Source organism: Butyrivibrio sp. INlla14 (assembly GCF_900102515.1).
GTDB lineage: Bacteria > Bacillota > Clostridia > Lachnospirales > Lachnospiraceae > Butyrivibrio.
The window spans coordinates 79,308-97,571 of sequence record NZ_FMVS01000013.1 but is presented as its reverse complement, the minus strand read 5'-3'; the positions used below and the strand labels follow the sequence as shown (position 1 = coordinate 97,571).

The window sequence follows — 18,264 nt, the reverse complement described above, 5'->3', positions numbered from 1 at the left end:
TTTCTCCTCCTTTCAGGCGCCCGCCTGGAGTTTAACAAGTTCAGCGTAATAGCCGCCCTTCTTTATGAGTTCCTCGTGGGTTCCTCTCTCTGTGATCTCGCCATGCTGCATGATAAGGATTTGATCTGCGTCCTTGGTAGTAGATATTCTCTGGGCGATAATGATCTTAGTGCATGGGAAGTCAAGGTGTCTTAGGCTTTCCTGAATCTCTTTTTCCGTTTCAAGGTCAACAGCTGAGGTTGTATCATCAAGGATAAGGATTGATGGCCTTACTGCAAGTGCTCTTGCAAGAGAAATCCTCTGTTTCTGACCACCAGAAAGGCCTACTCCTCTTTCTCCGACTATAGTCTCATAGCCCTCAGGCATCTTGGCAATAAAGTCAGACGCTGCTGAGTATTTAGCAAAGCGAACAACCTCATCCTTACTGATATTGCTGTCTCCGTAAGCTATGTTGCCATCAATTGTATCTGAGTAAAGAAGCACGTCCTGTGTTGCAAGTCCTATGTTCTTTCGAAGCTGGTTTAATTTCAGCTTATTGATATTGACTCCATCCACAAGGATTTCACCCTCTGTAGGCTCATAGAACCTTGGAATAAGGTGGATAAGTGAAGTTTTTCCACAACCTGTCTCACCCATGATGGCAATTGTCTGCCCTGGTTTGGCAGTAAAAGAGATATGCTCAAGCACGGGAAGTTTGGCATCTGCATACTGGAAAGAAACATCTTTAAACTCTACTTCACCCTTAAATCTGTCTGGCTTATCAACTGCATCTTTTGCATCTACAATTTCAGGCTCAGAATAGTAGATTTCCATGACCTTGGCAGAAGCAGCAGAAAATCTCTGGAACTCGTTCATTACGTTACCAAGCTGTCTCATAGGGTTTGCTATTGCCCAGATAAGTCCTGAGAATGCAACATATTCACCCATGGACATATCTCCTCTTATAAGGAAAGTACCGCCAACAAGGAGAAGTATGACTGACAAAAGGTTTGCAAGAGTCTCCACAAATGGGAAGAATCTAAGCCATACTCCAGCAGTCTTTTTGTTAGTATCTCTATAGTCTGTATTGCAGTCATCAAACTTTTCAATTTCATGGTCTTCTCTTGCAAATGCCTTGACCACTCTGTTTCCTGCAATATTTTCCTGAGCTATTGTATTCATATTGGCAAGCTTCTCACGAAGAAGTGCATGCATTGGCGCAACCAGGAGCTTGAACACATAGATGATAAAGAAAATAAGTGGCGCAACAATTAAAAGATTGAAGGCCAATTTCCAATCCATGATGATAAAGTAAATCGATGTAAATGAAACAAGGGCAACAGCCTCCATGACCATTCTCACAACCCAGGCTACCATGTGTCTTACAGCATCAAGGTCACCTGTTACTCTGGTCATAAGGTCACCAGTTCTATAGGTACTATAGAACTTCATGTCCTGTCTCTGGATCTTGTCATAAAGGTAATTACGTACTCTGAAAAGTACTGCCTGAGACACATACTCATAGGCCATACAATCTACATACACAATGATGCATCTAAAGATTGTAAGTCCCACCATAAGTGCCAGGTTCTGAATAAAAAGATCAGGATGCTCCGTCAGATTCTGACTTGCATTCTCTCCAGTCAGAAAGTTATCCACAATCTTTCCAGAAAAATAAGGTACTGTAAGCTGCAACATGTTGTAAACTACAGTACCTAGCATTGCCAGGACATAGATAAATCTGTGTCCTTCCATGTTATCCCAAAGCCATTGTAATCTGGTCCTGGGATACTTCCACTTTTTGTCTCTCTTTCCCATAATATTTCCCCTACCTAGTAATAAAATGCTCTACTATCTTGATTCTAATCCCATGATTTTTTATTTACAATATGATTTTGCGCAATTCTCCTACTATTTTCGACCAAGTTATGTTCATTAATTGCTACTTAGTTCAAAGGGGCTATTCCTGTGCATTTCATGTGCACTATAAAGATAAATATTTGAGTTAAAGAATTAATTTTGCAGAAAGAATTATCCACAAAAAAATCAGCAACCCTAGGATAATAGTTAATCCAACATAGTTACTGATCATCACTTTAAATATTATAGAATACTATTTTAAGGCATGAAAAAAAGCTGCTGACGGGAATCGAACCCGTGACCTCCGCACTACCAATGCGACGCACTACCGACTGTGCTACAACAGCTTGTACTCTTTCGAGTCACAAAGGTTATTATAACAACTAGCTATACTAGTGTCAATCATAAACTCAATATTAGTATCTGCGCTTATGAGCCGCTTTAGCTCATAAGCTGCGAGATAAGATACTGATAAATATCTGCATTTTTTTCCTGCCAGTTATCGCAGATATTCTGGGCAATTTCCTCAGTTGGAACAGAAAGAGCTATATCTACAAGGTTCTGTCCATTTTCCTTGACAACAAGCCTGACTGTGTATTCATTCTCAGCAGTCTTTTGATAGTCGCCCTGGATAGAGGCTTCATTCCTTAGCTTCATACTGTTGTCCTTGAGGTATTCATCCATTTCCTGTTTGATTGTAGGATTGATCCTGTTGCCAAAAAACTTAAGGGCCTCCTCACCATCTGCTGTGATCTCAAGATAGGTTCTATTGCCTACTGTCTTTTCATGAATAAGCTCAGAATTAGCCATCTCACTGAAAACCTCTTGCAGTGTAAGGAATGTTGTATATTCTTTTTCCAAAATAAAATCATAGATCTGAGATTTGCTAAGAGGCACTTCGCAGCGCTTTAACATATACAGAACTATCATCTTGTATAAAGTAAGATACTTAGAACTCACAGGACTCCTCCAAAAAAATTATTTCTTAATTATTCTCAGCCATATAGCACTTCTTGACCGCATCTGCTACTGCATCTGCACATCTTGGATCAAAGGCAGCTGGCAATATATTTACATCGCTAAGTTCATCTTCTGGGACAAGGCCTGCAAGAGCATTGGCTGCAGCAAGCTTCATTTCCTCAGTGATCTGTCTTGCTCCGCACTCAAGGGCTCCTCTGAAGATTCCAGGGAAAACAAGTACGTTGTTGACCTGGTTAGGAAAATCACTTCTTCCTGTTCCTATTACTCTGATTCCTGCCCCCCTTGCCAGGTCTGGCATGATCTCAGGAACAGGATTGGCCATTGCAAACATGATAGCATCCTTGTTCATCTGCTGAGCCATCTCCTTGGAAACAATTCCTGGAGCTGAAACTCCGACAAATACGTCCGCTCCCTTAAGGGCATCTGCTAAAGAGCCGCTTAACTGATCAGGGTTTGTCACATCCATCATCTTCTCCTGCATCCAGTTAAGATCAGTTGAAGACTTGGAAAGAATTCCTGATTTATCGCACATAGTAACATTTTTAAAGCCATATCTTAAAAGGAGCTTGGTAATAGCAATTCCGGCACTTCCTGCACCATTAACTACTACCTTGCAATCCTCTTTTTTCTTGCCCACAACCTTAAGACCGTTTATAACGCCTGCAAGAACTACAATAGCAGTGCCATGCTGGTCATCGTGGAAAACAGGGATATCAAGCTTTTCTTTTAATCTCTCTTCTATCTCAAAACATCTAGGAGCAGAAATGTCCTCAAGATTAATGCCACCAAAGCCAGGAGCAAGGTATGTGACTGCCTTGATGATCTCCTCTGTATCCTGAGTATCAAGACAAATAGGCACCGCATTAACTCCGCCAAATTCCTTAAAAAGTACTGCCTTGCCTTCCATAACAGGCATTCCTGCATAAGGTCCAATGTTTCCAAGTCCAAGAACTGCAGAACCATCGGAAACAACAGCTATAGTATTGGATTTAATGGTGTACTTATAAGCAAGACTCTTATCTTCTGCTATTAATTTACAGGGTTCGGCCACTCCTGGTGTGTAGGCGATAGCCAGATCCTCTTTGGATTTAACCTCCGCTTTGGACCTGATCTCTAGCTTTCCCTGCCACTCTTCGTGCATTTTAAGGGCTTTTTCGGCGTTTGTCATAATTTTTACTCTCCTCTAGAACCTTTTTCCAACAATATCGTACGCAAATGATATTACATCATTTCTCTTGTCTGTATCAATATATTTGAACACATTATAAATATATTTGTGATGACCACCTGTAGTCTGAAGTCCAAGTGCAAGTCCCAGCGCAGCTATCTCATCACCTGCATCTGTCTGCCTCGAGAACATAAGAGCGTCAATGTAACCATTTTGCTCCATCTTGACATAGGCATAGGCAAAAGCTGCAGCCTGAAGTGTTTCTCCTGAAGAAGAGGAATAGCCCATCTCACTTAGGATTATTGATCTGACATTGCCAGAAGAGTCCAGCATCTCAGGTCTTTGCATGTAATTGGTCAAAACTTCCAGGTTATCCATGGAAATAACGGGAGTAGAAACATCATGATTAGTATATTTGGTAGCCTTCCAGAAAGCTGTATTTCCATTAGGATATGAATAAGGATGCGCTGCAAGGCCCCAGTCTATATTGCCGTAATCATTTATTGAGGAGGCGAAAATGTCCAGAAAATCCTTGGCATCATAGTCTCCAGTTTTTTCTGAATTGAGGGTCCATCTCTGGTCTATGGAAAAATAGACCTTGGCTCCTGCATTCTGGCTCTTAATTGCATTATAAAATACGCGGAAGCAGCGGACAAACGCCGTTGTATAGGTATTAACATCCACATAGGGCATGTAGTTATACTCTTTTCTCGCGTTTACCTCATTGGCAATGATCCACATGCTGACATTGCCATGTCCAGAACCAGAATACCTTCCTGCCAGAAAACTTCCAACTGCTGCGCAGGCCTTGACTCCTCCATCAGTCGCTCCGTTGAACATGCGATATGGTGCGCTAGATGACCCTCTTGCATCTGGATGAGTAAGGTCTGGATAAGCGGATGTACTTGCGTCGTTTAAAACAATAGCTGCTACATCAATTCCCATGCTGTTAAGTCTCTTAAAGAGATAGTCATAGGTATCGATAGCGCCCTTATTGAAGTGATAGGTCACTCCTCCGTAGCTATAAGCAATTCCTCCTGAAGTAGTAAGGATATGTGAAAGGGGAATATTATAGGCACAATAGCTGACTCCCAGATCTGGAAGTTCGCCAATCCTAAGTGGATCCGGCAGGATTCCCTTTATTGATGTGTGCTTCATCCCGCTATAGTTGTAGGAAGCACAGGCTCCCGGATTTGTTATATACTTGGCATGGCTGATGGAAACATACTCTCCACCAAGTTTTACAGCAACTGTAAATTTTGAAAACAATTTGGACGATGCATCGCCCTTGTTAAGGTTTATGGTAAAAGAGGTCTCATCATCCTTGTAGATCTTACTTAAGGGCTCAGCTCCCTCTGGTATTGCATCCTGATAGGTAGCTTCTTCAAAAAGGTAGTAGTATTTGTCGTCGCTTTTAGGAATTCCCTCGGAGGTTACATCTATCTGTACCTTGCCCCCATCTACAATATGGCACTCACTTATGGTTGCAAAGGTTGACCTTGTATCTGCATTCATCTCAACTGTTGCAGGCCTCTTTGAAAGTTCGTCTGCAACAGACTTGCCTCCATCAACAATAGCCCTTATTGTGTCAGGACTTATATACTCTGACTCATAGAGATCTTCTACAGGCTCAGCAAAAGATGCCTCGAACAAAGCTACATCCTCGGCACCCTCGTCATTTCCTTTATTCATTCCGAAAATAACAAACAAAATCATTCCAAGAACAAAAGCAGAAGCAAGAACAGCTACAATACTGCTTAGTATAACAAGACGCCTGTCCCTGCGGGCTTTCGCTCCAGAATGTATCCTACGCTTTCTCTTTTTCATCTATCCCCCAAATAAAACTATTTCTGCCCCTTGAGCTTTTTCATATGCTCCTTTATCTTGACCTCATATCCATTACCTGATGGATTGTAGAATTCCTTGCCATTAAGCTCATATGGAAGGTACTGCTGCTCCACATAATTGTTGGGATAATCATGAGCATATTTATAACCAATTCCGTGGCCTAACTTGGCCGCAGACTTATAATGTGCATCCTGTAAATGAGAAGGAATAGGAAGATTCCCTGTTTCCCTCACTGTGGCCATAGCATCGTCAATAGCACAAATTGCCGCGTTGCTCTTGGGTGCTGTAGCAATATAGCTTGCAGCCTGAGCAAGAGTTATCCTGGCCTCTGGCATTCCAAGCCTCTCAACTGCAAGAGAAGCTGCAACAGCCACCTGAAGTGCCTGCGGGTCTGCATTTCCAACATCCTCAGAGGCACAGACCATCATCCTTCTGACGATAAACTTGGGATCCTCGCCAGCATTTAACATCCTTGCAAGATAGTAAACTGCCGCGTCGGGATCTGACCCTCTCATGCTCTTGATAAAGGCAGAAATGGTGTCATAGTGATTGTCGCCATCCTTGTCATATCTGGCCACCTTTTTCTGGATACACTCCTGAGCAACGTCCCTTGTAATGTGGATAAGTCCGTCACTACTTCGCTCAGTAGTAAGAATTCCAAGTTCTATGGCATTAAGGGCATGTCTTGCGTCGCCATCAGCAAGATCTGCCAGAAAATCTGCAGCATCAGGTTCAAGGACCGCTCTATACGCTCCCATTCCCCTCTCCTTGTCAGTTACTGCTCTATTAAGAAGGACCTTGATATCTTCTGCAGTCAGCGGCTTAAGTTCAAAAATAACAGACCTTGAAATAAGCGCTCCATTAACCTCAAAATAAGGGTTCTCTGTAGTAGCACCAATAAGGATCACCGTTCCATCCTCAACAAAGGGTAAAAGATAATCCTGCTGCCCCTTATTGAATCTGTGGATCTCGTCTATAAAAAGAATCGTCTTCTTGCCATACATTCCAAGGTTGTCCTTGGCCTTACCAACAACCTCTTCCATATCCTTCTTGCCAGCTACTGTGGCATTTATCTGCATAAACTCTGCCTTGGTAGTTCCGGCAATGACTCTGGCAAGTGTAGTCTTACCAGTTCCTGGAGGTCCATACAATATGATAGAGCTTAATTTATCTGCAGAAATTGCACGATAAAGAAGCTTGTCCCTGGCAATGATGTGCTGCTGTCCCACAACTTCATCCAGTGTGCGGGGGCGCATTCTTGCGGCAAGCGGAGACTCTTTCTCTTTGCTGTTTTCTCTCATATACTCAAATAAATCCATAACACTACGATTGTACTATTTTTCCCCTTATTGTACAAATAAATAAGCCTATAAAAACAAAGTAAATTTACTCAGATTTTACTATATTACGAACCCAGACTCCGCTCTTTACAAGCGCAAATCCAATAAGACATTTTAAAATCTCTGTAAGTGATACTATCGCAAACACAAAAAGCGCAGGAAGTGCTGTATAGCGGCTCAGTACATAGGCTGTTGGAACTGATACAGCCCAGGAAAAGCAGCTGTCAAACAAAAATGTAACTGCTGTCTTGCCTCCAGACCTCATTGTGAAGTAAGAAACATTAGCATAAGCATTTATTGGCATGCAAATTGCCACAACCCAGATAAACCTTGTAGCAAGGGCTCTTATCTCAGGCTCTGTATTATAAAAGTTTGGTATAAAAGGCGCTGCACAGGCAAGGAGCGTTCCCATCACAAATGTACTTGCAACACTTAGCGCCGCCATCCTAAAGGCTGTTCTTCTGGCATTTACAAGCCTGTCAGCTCCAAGTTCCTGCCCGACAATGATTCCTGCAGAATTTCCAAGGGATAAGAAAACCTCATTAAATATCTGTGATATAGTGCCACTGATATTCATTGCAGCAATTATAGCTATTCCTCTAAGTGAATATGCCTGCAAGAGAGTCGCCTGAGCAAGACTCCACAAAAACTCATTGCAAAGAAGCGGAAGTGACCTTATGAGCATCGGAACTACCAGCTTACCCGGAATAACAAAGTTACTGTATAGCCCTCTGAAAAACTCATACCTTGTACCTCTTCTGTGGGCTCCAAATACCACTATAAACAGCTCTGTAAATCTTGAAATCACAGTAGCAACGGCTGCTCCAAAAACTCCCATCTTAGGAAGTCCAAAAAGTCCAAAGATCAAAAGAGCATTAAATACAAAGTTAACTCCCATGGCTACCATACTTGCTATCATAGGAAGGGTTGTCTTGCCGGATTCCCTCATGGCACTTGCATAAACCTGAGTAAGGCTAAAGGGTATAAGACCAACGATCATTATCCTCAGATATCCGCCTGCAAGTCTTAAAGTCTCTGCTCTCTCATCCGGAAAGGTATCAGATGAAATGTAAAGTGCAATAAGGTCTCCTCCAAAATTCATAAGGATAATAGCTGCAATTATCAGGATAGTTATGGCTGTTATCAGCTTAAATCTAATGGCAGCCCTTACGCCCTCCATATCTCCTTTTCCAAAGAACTGTGTGCTAAAGATTCCTGCTCCCGCAAGAGATCCCCAAATGCACAGGTAAAAGATAAAGAGAATCTGATTTACTATTGCTACAGATGACATGGACAGGGTTCCCACCTGGCCCACCATGATATTATCCAAAAGTCCAACGATGTTAGATAAGGTATTCTGGATGATCATAGGCACAACAACCATAGCTACTCGTGAATAGAAGTTTCTATCGCCGATAAGCGCCTCTTTTAATCCAAATTTATATTTAATTGCTTCTTGTCTGTTTCCAGTTTCAAACATTTCTCTCATTCAAATAAATCCTTTGTCTTAGCATTTAGCCTGTTAAGAACACGCTTTTTATCAAGGCTCCATATGGGCTCTACAAGGAGCTTTCTGGGACCGTCTCCCTGCATCCTGTGAACTACACAGTTGTCAGGCAAAAGAGCTATACACTCTGCCACAAGATCTGTATATTCCTCCATAGACATCACACAGAAATCGCTGGTGCCTTCTTGTGCGGCTTTTAAGTACTCCTGATACATTACTGTTCCCTTCAGGATCTGTAAATTCTGAAGTTTGATTCCATCTAGCTCTGGTGTTAACTCTGACAAAAATCTGACTGTATCAAGCATCATCTCTTTTGACTCGCCGGGAAGGCCTAAGATAACATGGACAATGACCGTGATGCCAGCATTTTTAAGCCTCTTATAGGCATCTGTAAATACAGAAAGATCATACCCTCTGTTTACACGCCTTGCAGTTTCATCATGTATTGTCTGAAGCCCAAGTTCTATCCATACAGGTTTGATGCCGTTTAGCTCTTTTAACATATCCATAACTTCAGGGCCCAGGCAGTCTGGTCTTGTTCCAAGGGAAAGAGCTACTACCTCATCCCTCATTATGGCGTCTGTGTAAAGCGCTTTTAATCGCTCCACATCCCCATAGGTGTTGGTAAAAGACTGATAATAAGCAATAAACTTCCTTGCATCGGTTTTACCAGCTATTTTCTCTTTGGCTTCCTCAAAGATGGTTGTGGCAAATTCTCCAGAGCCTCCTTCAGAACAAAAGGTGCATCCGCCTGTCCCACAGGTTCCATCCCTGTTAGGGCATCCGCAGCCAGATGATAGGGCCAGTCTATAGACCTTTTCACCATATTTATTTTTTAAAAATGTAGATAATCTGACTGGCATAAGCTATCATTCCGACCTTTTTCCATTAGAAGTGACGTAACTCTGGGGTTTCCTATTGATGTCGCATATTCCATGGCCTTGTCCTGATCTTCAAAAGTAAGAAGACTCTCTGATCCGAAATCTCCTTGTCTTCTAAGATCAAGCACACTTCCAAGCAGTTTTTGGGCGTCATCGCTATCTTTAGCTCTATCGATGAGCCTTTTTAATATGGCAAAGCCGCTATCACTTACATAATTCTCATATTCTTTTTTAAATCTCTCTTCAAGTTCCACAGGATATAACAGTCTTCCGATTGCAATATCCTCGCAAATGCTGCCACCATCTATCCTGGCCTTGGAAAAGAGATTGTCATACTGCCTGTAGTCAATCTTCCTGCGGTCCACACATTCGCGGTAAGCATAGCCAGAACCTGCTATGGAAAACTGTATCGTCCTTGCCATGGTGTTCTCGTTAAAGTCATAGACATAACCAGGAAAAGAAAGGCAGGCTTCCACGTCCTCTTTTTCCTGGGAACTTATATGAATCTGGAAGCGCAGGGCTTTGTCCGTATCGGATAGGAAGTTTCTTATGACCTCATACCAGTTTCTCTCAATAGTGATCTCAACGTCCTCTAAGCTGTCACACTGTCTGCATACGCCGTCATAGTAGTCATCTATACTGTCAAAAAGAGATATCTTTTTAAGGCTCCTGCTATTGTGGAAAACATAACTTCTAAGAGTTCTGATAGTGGACGGAAGGGCAACTTTCTCAATATCCTGTCTTGATGAAAAGGCATGACTTCCTATAGCTTCTACTGGAAAATCATCAATATGGTCAGGTATTATCAGCTCTTTGGCACTACCTTCAAAGCCTGTAATTACTATATATTCGTGATTATCTTTTTTGTCTGTTTCTTTTTCGTATAAAAACATATTTACCTGATCTCTGTCAGCTGTGATTTACTTTATTTACAAGCTTGCCCAATAGGTTATAGTGCACTTTCATGGCGCCCTTTGGACAAAATTCCTGACAGCAGAAGCACTTTATGCACTTGCTCCTGTCTATCTGCGGAAGGCCGTTTTTACCGCCTTCTACCATGGTTATAGCCTTAGCAGGGCAGGTTTCAAAGCACTTCTTGCAGCCTATACACTCATCCTTTTTAACAAGGGGTTTGGTAGTGAGGGCAATCTTAAGGGCAACCGATTCAATCTTGCCAAATATTCCTTTTCCCTCAAAGGTAATGCTCTGGTGAATGGTGGCTCTCTTAAAGTCGCTTATCTTAAGATCTGATAAAGCACTGCCTACAACTTCCACTTCGCTGATATCCTTGGGGCCAAGTTTTCTCTCACCTGCTGCCACCAAAGTTCCAACATCTGCATAGCCCATTCCTATAAGCTCAGCGCATGCCATATCAAGAGCATAGGGCTTTTTGGAAGCAAGAACCGCGCCTATATGTCTCTTTTCTCCAGCAGTTGGACCGTTGCCCTCCATACCATCTATAGCATCTACCACGTAAAGAGCTGGTTTAAAGAACTCGTTTAAGTCCACCATGATGTTGGCGAAGGCCTTTTCCTCAGGAAATCTCATGTGATACTCAGGCTTGGTAGTCCCAGGAATAGTACCAAACATGTTCTTGACTGCGCAGCTCATGCCCATCATGGCGTGGGTCTTGAGCTTAGAAACATTTATGATTGCATCCATACTATCAAGCCAGCCTGTATAGATAAAAGTTTTTATGGACACAGCATCCATGAACTCTGCATTCTTAACTGAAAAATCCTGGTTAAGAGAGACCTTCACTCCTGATGGATCAAGCTCTTTTACCAGCTTTTCAAGACCGCAGGTCCTGTAAACTCCCTTAAGGAACCCTTCAGTATAGATTCCTCCCGGGCTGTCTCCTATTACGACTGTAGCTCCTCTCTCAAGTAGAAGCTCACAGAGCCTTCTAAGTACCATAGGGTGAGTAGTTGCTGACTTGTCAGGATCCATGGCCGCCACGAGATTGGCCTTTATTCCAATCTTCATTCCAGGCTTAACAAAATCAAGGCCGCCTATACTGTCTAGCACTTTATCCAAGGAGCTTTTCACAGCCTCAGCATCGTAGGAGGGGCATTTTTCTATAGAAACTTTTTCGTACATATTTCATCCTTATCTCGTTTTTAATTATTCAAATGAATCTGCATTCTCACAGGCATAAACCCGCAAATTTTGTGCAACACAAAAGGTGGCAACAGATGTTGTCACCCTATCATTCTCTCTAATGCTCTACATGATTGTCAAATTATTTTTGTGTGAACAAATCCTAAATCGTTTCTGCACAAACTACAGCTAAAATATTATTTGGACATTATAGTTATAGCCTTATTTATGACTTCTATAGAAGTCTCTTTAAAGGATCCGCCAAACTCTCCATCAAGAGTCCACTCAACCTCTTCCTCTGACTTTAAGCTGACCTTAGAGACCTGTTTGTAGATGATGTATGGGTTATCCGGCTCTCTTACAGCAAGGGCTGCAAGAATAGCATTGAATTCTCCAAGATTCTTGGACGCCCTGATAAGCAGTAGCTCCATCTGCCCATCGTCCTGCTTTATATCATCATCTGCAAAAAGTGTCATGCCTGCTACAGAGGCAGAGTTACTGACTGCGCCAAAGAGATAATCCCCTTCTTCCACGACTCCATCAGCCTCAATCTTCATATGGCAACTATAGCCTATGTTCTGCGGAAGTTCAGCTATCGCGCTTATGACATAGGCTGCGTAGCCCAGAACATTTTTAAGATCCTGGTCAGTTGCGTAGCTTACCTTGGAGAAAGCACCAAAGGCTGCAACATAGTTAAAGTAGGAATCATTCATTCTGCCAACATCATATTGGATTGGTTTGCCTGATACAGCTACTTCCAGAGCTTTTGAGCGTACGCTTGGTATTCCAAGCCCCTTTGCAAAATCATTGGTGCTGCCTGATGGAATATAGGCAAGAAGTGGCTTTTTTTCAAGGTTCATCATTGCATTCATCACGTGATTAAGTGTTCCATCTCCGCCACTGCACAAAATAAGATCTGCTTCTTCTCCATATTCTTCTACCAGAACTTCTGATGTCAGATCTGTACCAGGAATTATCGGATATATAATAGGTTCATATCCTCTTTTGGCAAGGGTAGTCGATATTTCAAGAGTATCATTTCCTGCCTTCCCAACTCCTGATGTTTTATTTATCAAAACAAGAGCTTTCTTTCTCTTTTCCACAATTATCACTTCCTGTAATTATATTGATATCTGCTTAAATTCTCTTGTAAGTTCTGTAGGTATAGGTGAGATCGAAGTAGACCTGCTCGTCGCTTTCATCCACAAGCTCCCACTCTGGATTTTTGTCCAGATTAGGGAAATAGGAATCTGCCTCAAATTCCTTGTCTATGAAGGTTACGATTGCTGTGTCGCACTGATCAAGGAACTCCTCATATACGCTTGATCCGCCAATGATATACACCTCATCTGTATCAAGATCAGAAACAAGACTCAAAAGTTCTTCCTTGGAATGAGCTACAGCGGCGTTCTTGACTGTGTAGTCTTTTTTGGTTGAAAGGATAATGTTGTTGCGACCTGGGAGGACTACTCTCTGCGGAAAGGTCTCCAGGGTCTTTCTGCCATAGACTATTGTTTTTCCTATGGTCTCGTTTCTGAAATTCTTCTGATCTGCTGGTATGCTGACAAGGAGCTGTCCCTTGTTGCCAATTGCCCAGTTACTGTCTACTGCTACGATTGCTTTCATGTGGTCTCCTCTTTTTACACGGCTATAGGTATATTTTTAAGCTGCTCACCTGCAACTTCGTAGCCCTCAAGGGATACATCATCGCGAGTGAACTTGTAGAAATCTTTTACATCAGGATTTAAGTGGAACTTAGGTGCTGGAAGAGGCTTGCGCTCTATGAGTTCCTTGATAAGCGGAACATGCCTGTCGTAAATATGCGCATCTGCAATAACATGCACAAGTTCTCCAACATTCATGTCACAGACCTGTGCGATCATATGAACAAGAACTGCGTACTGCACAACATTCCAGTTATTGGCAGCCAGAACATCCTGAGATCTCTGATTTAAGATAGCATTAAGTGTAAGTCTGTCCTCGCCCTTTTTCTGGGTTACATTGTAGGTTACAGAATAGGCGCAAGGGTAAAGATGCATCTCATGAAGGTCAGAAAACACATAGGTATTTGTCATGATGCGGCGGCTAAATGGGTTGTTCTTAAGGTCATAAATAACCCTGTCCATCTGGTCAAACTCGCCCTCTTTGTAGATGCTCTTTTGACCAATCTGATAACCGTAAGCCTTACCAATTGAGCCTGTCTCATCAGCCCATTCATCCCAGATGTGGCTGTTAAGGTCATTTATATTATTACTCTTTTTCTGATATATCCACAAAACCTCATCAGTAGCGCTCTTAAGAGCAGTCTTTCTAAGAGTCATGATAGGAAACTCCTTAGAAAGGTCATATCTGTTGACTACTCCAAATCTCTTTATTGTATAGGCCGGTGTTCCGTCAGGCCAATGAGGTCTTACCTTTTCCCCCTCTGTTGATGTGCCGTTTTCAAGAATGTCCCTGCACATACCAATAAAAATATCATCTGCTCTACTCATCCCTTGCTCCTCCTGACTAATATTTTATGTAAACTTACTTGCTTTCTAATCAAGTATGCTCTATGTATTTTCTTATTTACTCCATTTATCGCACAGTGCGATTATCTGATCTGCAAATTTGGCCTTGTCCTTGTTGGTCATGCCCTCACTCCTTGCTATGATGCCCATAAGTCTGGCACCTGCTGCCTTGAGTCTTGCATAAACATCAGAAACAAGTGTGGCCTCTTTCTTTTTAACAGGTATTGGCAGTCCCTCTTTTACAATCTGACCAGATATCAGGTCAAACTCAGTTCCGCTATAAGGCGCGTAAGTATCGAATCCATACTCATCCCTAAGGCACTTGGCAAAAGAGCTGCATACACTGTCTTCCCCATGTACTATAAAGACCTTTTTGGGTCTCTTTTTATCAAAGCCACATATCCACTCAATAAGGCCGTTCTTGTCAGCGTGGCCAGAGAGTCCCTCCATCTTGCAAATGTCGGCCTTAATATCTATTGTCTCACCAAAGAGCTTTATCTGCTCAGCGCCGTCTATGATTGCTCTACCAGTGGTTCCTATTGACTGATAACCAACAAAGAGTATTGTACATTCCTCTCTCCACAGATTGTGCTTGAGATGGTGCCTGATACGGCCGGCCTCGCACATTCCGGAAGCTGAAATAATCACCTTGGGCTCCGGATCTTCATTTATAGCCCTTGACTCCTCAGTTGTGATAGCAAGGTTAAGTCCTGGGAAGGTAATGGGATTTATCCTCTTTTTGACAAGTTCCATTGCCTCTTCGTCATAGCACTCATACTGGTTATCTTCAAAGATTTCTGTAGCTTCCACAGCAAGCGGGCTATCCACGAATACAGGGAAGTTAGGGTTAGATTTTACCAGGCCATCCTTTTTTATCTTCCTGATAAAATACAGCATTTCCTGAGTTCTTCCCACTGCAAAGGAAGGAATGACAACATTGCCGCCTCTTTTAAAGGTTCTATCAAGTATATCTGCCAGATCTCTTACGTAGTCTGGTCTCTCAGTCCCATGAAGTCTGTCGCCATAGGTAGACTCCATGATGCAGTAGTCTGCCTCAGAAGTCTTCTGCGGGTCTCTTATAAGTGGCTGGCGCTTATTGCCAATATCTCCGGAAAAGACAAGCTTCTTCGTGACATTTTTTTCTGTTAGCCATACCTCTATGCTTGCAGAACCCAAAAGATGCCCTATATCTGTAAACCTGATCTTTACGCCCTCGCAGATATCTATCTCCTGGCCATATGCACATGGAACAAAGGCCTTGATTGTTTTTTCCGCATCTTCCATGGTATAAGCTGGCTCTATCTGTGAGATATCTCTTGTTCTCTTGGCCTTTCTGTTGCGCCACTCAGCTTCCTGCATCTGAATATGGGCACAGTCACGGAGCATGATGTTACAAAGATCTACCGTAGCCTCTGTAGCATAAATCTTGCCCCGAAAGCCCTTGGCATACAAAAGCGGAAGATTTCCCGAGTGATCCACATGGGCGTGAGTTAGAAAAACATAGTCGATCTCCGGAGCTGAAACAGGCAGCGGAACGTTTTCAAAATAGTCCTTGCCCTGCTCCATTCCGTAATCCACAAGAATATTTTTACCACAGGCTTCCAGAAAATGACAGCTGCCTGTCACTTCGTGATCAGCACCTACAAAGATAAGCTTCATATGTTCAGTCTCTCCTATTAATCACTGAATTCCTGCCGCCAATAATATAATTCTTACCAGCAAAGCAATGATCCAGGCTACTGCGCACTGCCATATAACAACGAAAAATGCCCATTTTCTGCCAAGTTCTCTTTTAACTGCTGCGATTGCAGCAACACATGGTGTATACAAAAGGCTAAATATCAGCATTGTAATGGCCGCGCCTGTTGAAAGAGCCGCTTCTACGCCTTCGCTAAAGAGAACTTCCATAACAGATACAACGCTCTCCTTGGCTATAAATCCACTTATAAGGGAAGTGCATATTCTCCAGTCCCCAAGGCCAAGTGGAACAAAAACAGGAACAAAGACTCCTGCTATAAGTGACAAAAGACTGCTCTGGGAGTCTGTGACCAAATTAAAGTGAAGATCAAAATGGCTAAGGAACCATACAACAATTGTAGCAATAAAAATAACTGAAAAGGCTCTCTGTATGAAGTCCTTGGATTTCTCCCATAATAGCTGCAATACATTTCTGGGACTTGGAAGTCTGTAGTTTGGAAGCTCCATGACAAATGGTACAGGCTCTCCCTTAAATATTGTCTTTTTGGCAACAAAGGCAACTAGTATGCCCACTACGATGCCCCATATATAAAGAGCTGTTATGACTAGTCCACCCTTTCCCGGGAAGAAGGCATTTACAAAAAAGGCGTAGATTGGAAGTTTGGCCGTGCAGCTCATAAATGGAGTCAGCATTATAGTCATCTTCCTGTCTCTTTCACTAGGAAGAGTCCTTGTGGACATTACCGCAGGAACTGTGCATCCAAAGCCAATAAGAAGCGGCACAATGCTGCGCCCTGAAAGGCCGATTCTCCTGAGCAGCTTGTCCATTACAAAAGCTACTCTTGCAATGTATCCACTATCTTCCATAAGGGACAAGAACAGGAACAATATGATAATAATAGGGAGGAAACTAAGAACACTTCCTACTCCTTCAAATATTCCGTCTATGATAAGTCCCTGCAATACCTGGTTGACATTCCCGGCTATAAGAGCTTCTTCCACAAGAGTCTTAAGCGCATCAATTCCTGTTTCCAAAAGTCCCTGTAGAAAGGCGCCTATCACATTAAAGGTCAGTAAAAAGACAAGTCCCATTATCAGGATAAATACTGGAATAGCTGTATATTTACCAGTAAGAACCTTATCAATCTTGTTACTTCTTATCTGCTCCTTGCTCTCTTTTGGCTTGGTCACGCACTGATGGCTGACCTTCTTGATATACTCAAAGCGCATTTCTGCTATAGCAGCACTTCTGTCAAGACCGCGCTCTTTTTCCATATTGCTGACAATTCGTTCAATGGTTTCCTTCTCACTGTCATCAAGGCCCAGCTTTTCAATTATAAGTGCATCTCCCTCTACAACCTTACTGGCAGTAAAGCGAAGGGGAAGACCTGCTCTTTTGGCATTGTCATCTATAAGATTCATGACCGCGTGAAGGCATTTGTGAACAATACCGCCGTTGTCATCCTTGGAACAAAAGTCCTGTTCAAGAGGCTTCTCCTGATATTTAGCTATATGAAGCGCATGGGCTATAAGCTCGTCAACGCCCTGATTCTTGGCAGCTGCTATGGGAACTACAGGAGTACCCAGCATTTTTTCCATCTGATTTATGTCTACAGCACCGTCATTGCCTGTGAGCTCATCCATCATATTAAGCGCAACTACTGTGGGAACATCCATTTCCAAAAGCTGCATTGTAAGGTACAGATTTCTTTCTACGTTGGTAGCATCTACAATGTTAATGATGGCTGTTGGTTTTTCCTCAAGCACATGATTACGGGATACAATCTCTTCACTGGTATAAGGTGACATGGAATATATACCTGGAAGGTCCGTAATAAGTGTATTCTTGTAACCTCTTATCTCGCCATCCTTACGGTCAACTGTTACTCCTGGAAAATTACCTACATGCTGCTTGGATCCTGTGAGCTGGTTAAAAAGAGTTGTCTTTCCACTGTTCTGATTACCAACTAGGGCAAAGGTAAGTGTAGTTCCTTCTGGAAGAGGATTTCCGCTGCCCTTTGGATGATAAATACCAGTTTCACCAAGTCCTGGATGAGCAGTTTTCTTTTTATCTGAAGCTGCATTAGTTTCCGGATTTATAGATACCTTTGGCTTTGTAAATTCCGGTATCTTCTCAATTTCAATTTCCTGGGCCTCAGCAAGACGCAGAGTCAATCTGTATCCGTGTATCTCAATTTCTATCGGGTCACCCATAGGAGCATACTTGATCACAGCTAGTTCAGCCCCTGGTATTACACCCATATCCAAAAAATGTTGGCGAAGAGCTCCTTCCCCGCCAACCTTTATTATTCTGGCTTTCTCGCCTACTTTTAATTCTCTGAGAGTCACAATAAAAAAATCTCCTTAAGATAAATCTACCTAAATATATACT

Annotated in this window: 14 protein-coding genes and 1 tRNA gene; all 15 read right to left on the bottom strand. The window is 42.5% G+C overall.

Annotation, left to right across the window (positions count from 1 at the left end):
- Nucleotides 1-12: 12 nt before the first annotated feature.
- The 15 genes from BLO53_RS10180 to feoB all read right to left on the bottom strand — a co-directional run bounded on the left by BLO53_RS10180 (nt 13) and on the right by feoB (nt 18,221).
- Nucleotides 13-1,797, bottom strand: coding sequence for an ABC transporter ATP-binding protein (locus BLO53_RS10180; protein WP_051197352.1), 1,785 nt, complete (start codon nt 1,795-1,797; stop codon nt 13-15).
- A 316-nt stretch (nt 1,798-2,113) separates the two neighbouring features.
- A tRNA-Thr gene (locus tag BLO53_RS10175) sits at nt 2,114-2,186 on the bottom strand.
- A 94-nt stretch (nt 2,187-2,280) separates the two neighbouring features.
- On the bottom strand, nt 2,281-2,799 hold the full coding sequence (locus tag BLO53_RS10170; protein WP_026490462.1) for a DUF4364 family protein: 519 nt from the start codon (nt 2,797-2,799) through the stop codon (nt 2,281-2,283).
- A 25-nt stretch (nt 2,800-2,824) separates the two neighbouring features.
- On the bottom strand, nt 2,825-3,988 hold the full coding sequence (locus BLO53_RS10165) for an NAD(P)-dependent malic enzyme (RefSeq protein ID WP_092061130.1): 1,164 nt from the start codon (nt 3,986-3,988) through the stop codon (nt 2,825-2,827).
- A 15-nt stretch (nt 3,989-4,003) separates the two neighbouring features.
- Entirely contained in the window at nt 4,004-5,815 is a 1,812-nt protein-coding gene (locus BLO53_RS10160) for a DUF5722 domain-containing protein (RefSeq protein WP_092061128.1), read from the bottom strand.
- A 17-nt stretch (nt 5,816-5,832) separates the two neighbouring features.
- The gene (locus tag BLO53_RS10155) at nt 5,833-7,155 is read right to left on the bottom strand and encodes a replication-associated recombination protein A (RefSeq protein ID WP_092061126.1); all 1,323 of its coding nucleotides are present in this window, start codon (nt 7,153-7,155) and stop codon (nt 5,833-5,835) included.
- A 67-nt stretch (nt 7,156-7,222) separates the two neighbouring features.
- Entirely contained in the window at nt 7,223-8,665 is a 1,443-nt protein-coding gene (locus tag BLO53_RS10150; RefSeq protein WP_242875357.1) for an MATE family efflux transporter, read from the bottom strand.
- Nucleotides 8,662-9,546, bottom strand: coding sequence for a TIGR01212 family radical SAM protein (locus BLO53_RS10145; RefSeq protein WP_092061124.1), 885 nt, complete (start codon nt 9,544-9,546; stop codon nt 8,662-8,664). The genes BLO53_RS10150 and BLO53_RS10145 overlap by 4 nt, the downstream gene beginning before the upstream one ends.
- Nucleotides 9,519-10,457, bottom strand: a complete 939-nt coding sequence (locus BLO53_RS10140; protein ID WP_092061122.1) for a leucine-rich repeat protein — start codon at nt 10,455-10,457, stop codon at nt 9,519-9,521. Before BLO53_RS10140 ends, BLO53_RS10145 begins: the two co-directional genes overlap by 28 nt.
- A 16-nt stretch (nt 10,458-10,473) precedes the next feature.
- Nucleotides 10,474-11,664, bottom strand: coding sequence for a DUF362 domain-containing protein (locus BLO53_RS10135; RefSeq protein WP_092061120.1), 1,191 nt, complete (start codon nt 11,662-11,664; stop codon nt 10,474-10,476).
- Between the two features lie 197 nt (nt 11,665-11,861).
- The gene (locus BLO53_RS10130; RefSeq protein WP_176757243.1) at nt 11,862-12,767 is read right to left on the bottom strand and encodes a diacylglycerol/lipid kinase family protein; all 906 of its coding nucleotides are present in this window, start codon (nt 12,765-12,767) and stop codon (nt 11,862-11,864) included.
- A gap of 34 nt (nt 12,768-12,801) precedes the next feature.
- Nucleotides 12,802-13,290 (bottom strand): dihydrofolate reductase, encoded by a 489-nt coding sequence (locus tag BLO53_RS10125; protein ID WP_092061116.1) that lies wholly within the window; start codon nt 13,288-13,290, stop codon nt 12,802-12,804.
- A gap of 14 nt (nt 13,291-13,304) precedes the next feature.
- Nucleotides 13,305-14,156 carry a thymidylate synthase gene (gene thyA / locus BLO53_RS10120; RefSeq protein ID WP_092061114.1) on the bottom strand — a complete coding sequence of 284 codons (852 nt, stop codon included), beginning with the start codon at nt 14,154-14,156 and terminating at the stop codon, nt 13,305-13,307.
- Nucleotides 14,157-14,228: 72 nt separating this feature from the next.
- Nucleotides 14,229-15,833: an MBL fold metallo-hydrolase RNA specificity domain-containing protein gene (locus BLO53_RS10115; protein ID WP_092061112.1), complete on the bottom strand. Its 1,605-nt coding sequence runs from the start codon at nt 15,831-15,833 to the stop codon at nt 14,229-14,231.
- 21 nt (nt 15,834-15,854) lie between these two features.
- Complete coding sequence (feoB, locus tag BLO53_RS10110; RefSeq protein ID WP_092061110.1) at nt 15,855-18,221, bottom strand: ferrous iron transport protein B; 2,367 nt, start codon at nt 18,219-18,221, stop codon at nt 15,855-15,857.
- Nucleotides 18,222-18,264 lie beyond the last annotated feature (43 nt).